This is a genomic window from Isoptericola sp. NPDC057391 (genome assembly GCF_042668085.1).
GTDB lineage: Bacteria > Actinomycetota > Actinomycetes > Actinomycetales > Cellulomonadaceae > Isoptericola.
Genome location: NZ_JBHVBO010000209.1, coordinates 1 through 6,792, shown reverse-complemented (window position 1 = coordinate 6,792; position 6,792 = coordinate 1). Strand labels below are relative to the sequence as shown.

The following is a 6,792-nucleotide window of genomic DNA, read 5'->3' as shown; positions in this document are numbered from 1 at the left end:
GCCCTCGGCGGGACCACGGTGCCGACCGCCTGTGCGACGCCCGGTCAGAGCGGGGTGACGGTGCCCCGGAAGTGCTGCCGGCGCCGGCCGCCGTTCCAGCCGACGTACGCGAAGCCGCCGTCGTCGGCCGGGGTCACGGCGACGTCCACCGTGCCCGGCAGCAGCACGGGGGACGCGAACTCGACCGTCCAGCGGTACGCGTCGCCGCGCGCGTGCCCGACGTCGGCCAGGGCGCGCGCCGCCGTGTACATGCCGTGCGCGATGGCGCGCGGGAAGCCGAACGCCTTGGCGGACAGCGCCGACAGGTGGATCGGGTTCCGGTCGCCCGAGACGGCGCCGTACGCGCGGCCGGTGCCCGGCCCGAGCGCCCACCGGCCGGTGGGCAGCGGCGGGGTCCACGTGCCCGTGGGGGCGCGGTCCTCGCCGTCGTGCTCGTCGACCGCGTCCGCGTCGGGCGCGGTCCACGGCAGGTGGAAGCCCTTGGCGAGGTAGGTCGACACGCCCCGCCAGACGGGGGCGGAGCCCGGGTCGGCCTGCCGCCGCACCTCCGCGACGAGGTCCACCTGCACGCCGCGCTTGTGCGGGCGCAGGTTCTCGGCCCACGCACGGACCTCGAGGACGTCGCCCACGACGACGGGCCCGCGCAGCTCGACGTCGTTCGCCAGGTGCACCATCCCCAGCAGCGGCAGCGGGAAGTCGCCCCGCACCATGACCGCCGTCGCCAGCGGGAACGCGAGCACGTGCAGGTAGCCCGCGGGCAGCACGTCGGTGACGGGCTCGTGCAGCAGCCGCTGGTAGTCGTGCAGGTGGTGGGCGAGCGCCGCCGTCGGCACGCCGGTGACCCGGTACGCGACGTCCGGCAGCGTCAGGGGAGCGACCTCCCCGTCCGCCTCGGACCGGCCCTGCCCGATGACGGGCAGGCCCGGCATCGCGCGCCCCGCGGCGATGCGCCCGGAGGCGGCGGCACCGCGCGCGTACAGGCTGCCGAGGCCCGGCAGGGTGGGCAGGGACTCGACGCGCAGCGGCTCGCCGGCGCTGGTGGCCGGCGTGGACGCGGTCACCGCCCCACCAGGTTCTGGCCGCAGACGCGCAGCACCTGGCCGTTGACCCCGGCGGACGCCGGGGAGGCCAGGAAGACGATCGCCTCGGCGACGTCGACCGGCCGGCCGCCCTGCTGCAGCGAGTTGAGGCGCCGGGCCACCTCGCGGGTGGCGAACGGGATCGACGCCGTCATCTCGGTCTCGATGAAGCCGGGCGCGACGGCGTTCGCCGTGCCGCCCCGGGCCGCGGCCAGCGGGGCCGTGGCGCGGGTGTGCCCGATGACGCCGGCCTTCGAGTAGCCGTAGTTCGTCTGGCCCTTGTTGCCGGCGATCCCGGACGTCGAGGCCAGCGAGACGATGCGCAGCCCGTCGACGCCCTCGCCGCCGTCGAGCCCGAGCAGCTGCTCGTTGATGCGCAGCTGGGCCTCGAGGTTGACCGCGACGACGGCGTCCCACTGGGCGGGCTTCATGTTGGCCAGGAGCTTGTCGCGCAGGATCCCCGCGTTGTGCACCACGATGTCGAGGCCGCCGTGGCGGGTGCGCGCGTGCTCGAGGATGCGGCGCCCGGCGTCGTCCGCCGTGACGTCGAGCTGCAGGGCCGTGCCGCCCACCGCGTTGGCGGTGCGTGCCAGGCCCTCGCCGGCGGCGGGGACGTCCACGCACACGACGGTGGCGCCGTCGCGCGCGAGGGTCTTGGCGATCGCGGCGCCGATGCCCCGGGCTGCGCCGGTGACGACGGCGACCTTCCCGGCCAGCGGCCGGTCCCAGTCCGCGGGCCGGTCGGCGTCCGCCGGGCCGACGGGCAGCAGCTGTCCGTCCACGTACGCGGACCGGGCGGAGAGGAAGAACCGGAGCGTCGCGAGCACGGAGGTGGCGCCGACGGCGGCGCCGTCGGTGAGCACGATCCCGTTGCCGGTGGCGCCGGCGCGCAGCTCCTTGGCGAGCGAGCGCAGGAAGCCGTCGACGCCGTTGCGGGCCGCGGCCAGCGCCGGGGCGTCGCCGTCGGCGGCCGCGCGGGAGACGGTCACGACGCGTCCGTTGGTGGCGAGCCGGCGCAGGACCGAGCCCGTGGCCAGCACGGCGCCGGACACGTCGGTGGGCCGCTGCGTCTCGGTGAGCACGAGCAGGACGGCGCCCCAGCGGGTGTCGTCGGTGGGCTGACGGCGCACGTCGAGGCCCCAGCCGAGCAGCTCCTGGGCGAGCGTGTCCGCGTCGCGGGCCGAGGCGTCGTCGGACACGACGAGCACGGGCCCGACGGTCAGCGGGTCGCCGGCGCGGAAGCGGCGGAGGATGGCAGGGCGCGGTAGGCCCAGCTTCGTGGCGAGCGTCTTGGTGAAGCCGGTGTTGACGGCCCTGGTGTAGGAGTCGGTCACGGGTTCCTCTCTCAGACGGACTCGACGACGGCGGTGGCCCCGAGGCCGCCCGCGGCGCACACGGAGATCAGGGCACGGGCCGGCTTTCCGGTCTCCGCGGCCTTCGCGGAGACGATCTTCGCGGCCGTGGCGAGGATGCGCCCGCCCGTGGCGGCGAACGGGTGGCCGGCGGCGAGCGAGGAGCCGTTGACGTTGAGCTTCTCCCGGTCGACGCTGCCGAGCGGCGCGTCGAGGCCGAGCTCGGCCTTGCAGTAGTCGGCGTCCTCCCAGGCGGCGAGCGTGGTGAGGACGGTCGACGCGAACGCCTCGTGGATCTCGAAGAAGTCGAAGTCGGCGAGGGTCAGGCCGTTGCGGGCCAGCAGGCGCGGCACCGCGTGCACGGGGGCCATGAGGAGGCCGTCGTGGCCGTGCACGAAGTCGACGGCGGCCGTCTCGGCGTCGACGAGGCGCGCGAGCACCGGCAGGTCGCGCTCGGCGGCCCACGCGGCGGACGACAGCAGCACGGTGGAGGCGCCGTCGGTCAGCGGGGTGGAGTTGCCGGCCGTCATCGTGGGCTCGGCGGGCTCGGCGAGGCCGCGGCCGAACACCGGCTTGAGCTTCGCGAGCTTCTCCAGCGAGGTGTCCGCGCGCAGGTTGTCGTCGCGGGTCAGGCCGCGGAACGGCGTGACGAGGTCGTCGAAGAACCCCGCGTCCCACGCGGCGGCGAGGCGCTGGTGGCTGGCGAGCGCCACCTCGTCCTGCGCGGCGCGGGAGATGCCCCAGCGGGCGGTGGTGATCGCCTGGTGCTCACCCATCGACAGGCCGGTGCGCGGCTCGTCGGTGGCGGGGGTCAGCGGCTTGAGGTCGGCGGGACGGATCCGCGCGAAGGCCTTGAGCCGGGCCTGGAGGGTCTTGGCGTGCGACGCGTCCAGGAGCGCCCGGCGCAGCCCCTCGCTCACCGCGACCGGGGCGTCGGAGATGGTGTCGGTACCGCCGGCGACGCCCGACTCGATCTGCCCGAGGCGGATCTTGTTCGCCACGGTGATCGCGGCCTCGAGGCCGGTCGCGCACGCCTGCTGCAGGTCGAACGCGGGGGTCTGGGGGGACAGCGAGGAGCCGAGCACCGACTCACGGATCAGGTTGAAGTCGCGCGAGTGCTTGAGCACCGCCCCGCCCACGACCTCGCCGAGGCGCTCGCCCTGCAGGCCGAACCGGGCGACGAGCCCTTCGAGCGCCGCGGTGAACATCTCCTGGTTGGAGGCGTCGGCGTACTTCTTGCCGGTGCGCGAGAACGGGATGCGGTTGCCGCCCACGATCACGGCGTCGCGCACGCCGGCGGGGGCGGACGAGCTCGCTGCACTGGTGGTCCGGGAGGCGCCGGACGGCTTGCGTGTAGCCACAGGGGTAGATCCTTCACTCCGTCGGTCAGGTAGGACTCACAGTACCTGATACTCTCAGTCTCGTGAGACGAGTCACAAGGTGCGGCCGATGAGGGCCGCGGAACAGCTCGACGCCCGTTCGACCCCGGACGCACGTGCGGCCCTCGACGGTCGTTCGACGCGCTGGGACGACCATCGTGCCGCGCGGCGGGCGCAGCTCGTCAACGCCGCGCGCAAGGCCGTGCACCGCGGAGGCCCCGGGGTCTCCATGGACGAGATCGCCGGCGAGGCGGGCACGTCCAAGTCGATCGTCTACCGGTACTTCGAGGACAAGGCGGGCCTGCGCCTCGCCGTGGCCGCGCACGTCGTCGCGACGATGCACGACGCCCTGCGCGAGGCCGCCGAGGCCGCCCCCACTCCGCACGCGGCCCTGCGCGCGATGGTGCGGGTGTACCTCGAGATGATCGAGCACTCGCCCAACGTCTACTGGTTCGTGACCAGGACCGCCATCGGCGGCAACGAGCCCGCGCCCGGCGCCGCCGGCACCGGGCAGGTCGAGGCGCTCGGCGCATACCTCGACTCCGTGATCGAGCTGGTGGCCGAGCCGTTCGCCAAGGCCGTCCAGGTGCCCCCGGCGCTCGCCGCCGCCTGGGCCGCCGGGGCCGTCGGCTTCGTGCGCGGCGCCGGCGAGTGGTGGCTCGGCCATGGCGCAGCACAGGCCGGCCCCGACCGCCTCACCCGGGAGGAGCTCACCGAGAAGGTGACGCTCTGGCTCTGGACCGGCCCCGTCGGCGTCCTCCACCACGACGACGCGGCGCCCCTCGACCCCGGCGGGCCCTCCCGTCCCTCCGAGACCTCCAACCCCGCACACCTGCAGGAGAACCGATGACCACGACGTCCGACCGTCCCGCGACGACGCAGGCCGCTCCCGCCCCCAAGGCGACCCCGCGGATCGACGTCGCCGGCCTGTCCGAGCAGCTGCTCGGCCGTTGGCCGGAGTGGCGCCGCCACGCCCGCGCGCGCTCGACCGACCCGGCCTTCTGGAAGGACGAGTCGCTCTCGATGGACGAGCACCGCGAGCGGGTGCTCGAGCAGATGCGCCTGCTCGCCCACGAGGACGAGAAGCACCAGGTGTGGCTCGCGTTCCCCGAGCGCCTCGGCGGCGGGAACGCGCCGGGCGCCAACCTGGCGGGCTTCGAGGAGCTCGTCGTGGCCGACCCGTCGCTGCAGATCAAGGCGGGCGTCCAGTGGGGCCTGTTCTCCTCGGCGATCCTGCACCTGGGCACCCCGGAGCAGCAGGACCGCCTGCTGCCGGGAGCCATGGACCTGTCCGTGCCCGGCGCGTTCGCGATGACGGAGATCGGGCACGGCTCCGACGTCGCGTCGGTCGCCACGACGGCGACCTACGACCCGGAGACCGAGGAGTTCGAGATCCACACGCCGTTCCGCGCGGCGTGGAAGGAGTTCCTCGGCAACGCGGCCGTGCACGCCACGGCGGCGACCGTCTTCGCGCAGCTCATCACGAACGGCGTCAACCACGGGGTGCACTGCTTCTACGTGCCGGTGCGCGACCCGGAGACGATGGAGTTCCTGCCCGGGATCAGCGGGCACGACGACGGGCTCAAGGGCGGCCTGCGCGGCGTCGACAACGGGCGCCTCGCGTTCGACCACGTCCGCATCCCACGCACCGACCTGCTCGCCCGCTACGGCGAGGTCGCCGCCGACGGCACCTACTCGTCGTCGATCGACAGCCCGGGCCGCCGCTTCTTCACGATGCTCGGGTCCCTGGTGCAGGGGCGCGTGTCCCTGGACGGCGCCGCGTCGACGGCGTCCAAGCTGGGGCTCGCCATCGCCGTGCGGTACGGCGCCGAGCGCCGCCAGTTCACGTCGTCGTCGCCGATCGAGGAGACGGTGCTGCTGGACTACGCGACGCACCGCCGCCGCCTCTTCCCGCGCATCGCGGAGACGTACGCGACGCACTTCGCCCACGACCGCCTGCTCGACCTGTTCGACGACGTCTTCTCCGGCGAGAAGGACACCCCGGAGAACCGCGAGGACCTCGAGACGATGGCGGCGGCGCTCAAGGCGACGTCGACGACGTTCGTGCTCGAGACGCTGCAGGAGGCCCGCGTGGCCTGCGGCGGCGCCGGCTTCATCACCGAGAACCGCATCACGAGCCTGCACCACGACATGGACGTGTACGCCACGTTCGAGGGCGACAACACCGTGCTGCTGCAGCTCGTGGCCAAGCGCCTCGTGGGCGACTACGCCAAGGCGCTCAAGGGCGCGACGTCGACGCCGGCGGGCATCGCCCGGTTCGTCGTCGACCGCGCCGCGGACGCGGCGCTGCACCGCACGGGCCTGCGCCGGGCGGGCCAGGCCCTGGCCGACGTCGGCGACCCGCGTCGTGCCGCCGGGCACCTGCGCGACGCCGAGACGCAGCGCGAGCTGCTGGCCGACCGCGTCGCGACGATCGTCGAGGACGTCGCGATGGCGCTGCGGCCCGCGCAGAAGGCCGACCCCGTGACGGCCGCGCGGATCTTCGACGAGAACCAGGTGCAGCTCGTCGAGGCGGCGAAGGCGCACGCGGACCTGCTGCGCTGGTCGGCGTTCACCGACGCGCTCGAGCAGGTCGAGGACCCGGGCACCCGGCGCGTGATGACGTGGGTGCGCGACGTCTTCGGGCTCACCCTCATCGAGCGCAACCTCGCGTGGTACCTCATCAACGGGCGGCTGTCCGCGCAGCGCGCGCGCACCGTGACGTCGTACGTCGACCGCCTGCTCGACCGCCTGCGCCCGCACGCCGTCGACCTCGTCGACGCCTGGGGCTACGGGCCGGAGCACCTGCGGGCGGTCATCGCGTCCGGCATCGAGGCGGAGCGGCAGGACGAGGCGCGGGCGTACTACGCCCAGCAGCGGGCCGACGGCACCGCGCCGATCAGCGAGAAGGCGCTCAAGAAGCAGAAGCGCTGACCGGACCCCGCTCACGACGAAGGGGACGGACCGCAGGTGCTGCGGTCC

5 protein-coding genes are annotated in these 6,792 nt (G+C 74.5%); 2 read left to right on the top strand and 3 right to left on the bottom strand.

The window, feature by feature from the left end; all coding sequences use genetic code 11:
- Positions 1-44: 44 nt before the first annotated feature.
- Genes ACFUVW_RS18515 through ACFUVW_RS18505 form a run of 3 tightly spaced genes read right to left on the bottom strand, consistent with a single transcriptional unit; the run spans position 45 to position 3,792 of the window.
- Positions 45-1,061, bottom strand: coding sequence for a MaoC/PaaZ C-terminal domain-containing protein (locus ACFUVW_RS18515; RefSeq protein WP_430572775.1), 1,017 nt, complete (start codon positions 1,059-1,061; stop codon positions 45-47).
- Positions 1,058-2,413 (bottom strand): 3-oxoacyl-ACP reductase, encoded by a 1,356-nt coding sequence (locus ACFUVW_RS18510; RefSeq protein WP_430572774.1) that lies wholly within the window; start codon positions 2,411-2,413, stop codon positions 1,058-1,060. The genes ACFUVW_RS18515 and ACFUVW_RS18510 overlap by 4 nt, the downstream gene beginning before the upstream one ends.
- Before the next feature lie 11 nt (positions 2,414-2,424).
- Positions 2,425-3,792, bottom strand: coding sequence for an acetyl-CoA C-acetyltransferase (locus ACFUVW_RS18505; RefSeq protein ID WP_430572773.1), 1,368 nt, complete (start codon positions 3,790-3,792; stop codon positions 2,425-2,427).
- An 88-nt stretch (positions 3,793-3,880) separates the two neighbouring features.
- On the opposite strand from ACFUVW_RS18505, the gene ACFUVW_RS18500 reads away from it, so the two are divergent.
- Together ACFUVW_RS18500 and ACFUVW_RS18495 are read left to right on the top strand one after the other, a co-directional pair.
- On the top strand, positions 3,881-4,660 hold the full coding sequence (locus tag ACFUVW_RS18500) for a TetR/AcrR family transcriptional regulator (RefSeq protein WP_430572772.1): 780 nt from the start codon (positions 3,881-3,883) through the stop codon (positions 4,658-4,660).
- Positions 4,657-6,744, top strand: a complete 2,088-nt coding sequence (locus tag ACFUVW_RS18495; protein ID WP_430572771.1) for an acyl-CoA dehydrogenase — start codon at positions 4,657-4,659, stop codon at positions 6,742-6,744. The genes ACFUVW_RS18500 and ACFUVW_RS18495 overlap by 4 nt, the downstream gene beginning before the upstream one ends.
- Positions 6,745-6,792 lie beyond the last annotated feature (48 nt).

Excerpts from the sequence above, each read along its gene's own strand:
- ACFUVW_RS18500 (WP_430572772.1), top strand. The coding sequence starts at position 3,881 with ATGAGGGCCGCGGAACAGCTCGACGCCCGTTCGACCCCGGACGCACGT.
- ACFUVW_RS18495 (WP_430572771.1), top strand. The coding sequence starts at position 4,657 with ATGACCACGACGTCCGACCGTCCCGCGACGACGCAGGCCGCTCCCGCC.